The 1,029-nt window shown below is 43.8% G+C and carries 1 protein-coding gene; it reads left to right on the forward strand.

Annotated features, from left to right (window positions below):
• The coding region (locus tag B5D48_RS09150) for an InlB B-repeat-containing protein (protein ID WP_234985421.1) at positions 1-1,029 on the forward strand (1,029 nt) is incomplete at both ends.

The following is a 1,029-nucleotide window of genomic DNA, read 5'->3' on the forward strand; positions in this document are numbered from 1 at the left end:
GAGTTGGATAAGGTCATGGCTGGCGAAACATCAGTAGCCATGACAGTTGGAGCTGACCGTACCTATACAGGTACATATCAGGCTAATGACAATGTAACCTTTGTTGTTACATTCAAAAAAGCAATAGTTTCCGGTTACACTATCTCCTTCGTGAAAGACGCCGGAGAGGGTCGTATGGAAGTATTGGATTCCAATTCCGAAACGGTTGAAGACGGCTCTTCTGTTTCTGCCGGAGAAGTGATGACTGTTCGTGTTTTCCCGGCGAATGGATATGTTCCCGAGTATGTGAAAGTGAATGGAACCTCGATCAAGGTTAGCAAAGTAGTCTTTTCTAATCCGATCAGGTATGAGGGGCAATTCACGATGAAGGCAGAGAATGCTGTCATCAATTACGCATTCAAGAAGGCCGATCCCAAGCCTGTGAAAGTCAAAATGACTATACAGGCAGAAGGAGGAAAGTTCGTTGTCCTCAATGAAGGTCTGAATATCGAAGAGACAGAAGACCAAATCAATATCAAGGATGTTCCTGTTGGTACTAAGCTGCAATTCAAGCTTGTACCTAATGAAGGATATGCATTGAAGATGCTTACTTATGGATTCCCTCCCTTGGATATAACAAGTAAGGCTGTTGATCAAAAGACTGTAGAATATGTGCTTGATCTGCCCGGAAGCACTTATATGTTTACTGCGGAGTTTGCAAAGAAAGATGAGCTAGTAACAGTAAACTATATGACACCGGAAAATGGTATATTCACCATTGAGAAAAATGGTGGCAGTACCAATGTGCCGAGTGGATCTAAGGTAACTAAGGGTTCTACGCTTACGTTGACAGCTGTGGCCAATGAAGGCTATGAGTTGGACAAGGTAATGGCTGGTGAAACATCAGTAGCCATGACAGCTGGAGCCGACCGTACTTACATGGGAAGCTATAAGGCTGAGGCGGATGTTACTTTTGTCGCTACATTCAAAGAAGCTGCTTCTCCAGAGCCCGACGCATTCAAGATTACTCACAATGTAATCGGTAATGGT

It is taken from the genome of Porphyromonas crevioricanis (assembly GCF_900167225.1).
Lineage (GTDB): Bacteria > Bacteroidota > Bacteroidia > Bacteroidales > Porphyromonadaceae > Porphyromonas > Porphyromonas crevioricanis.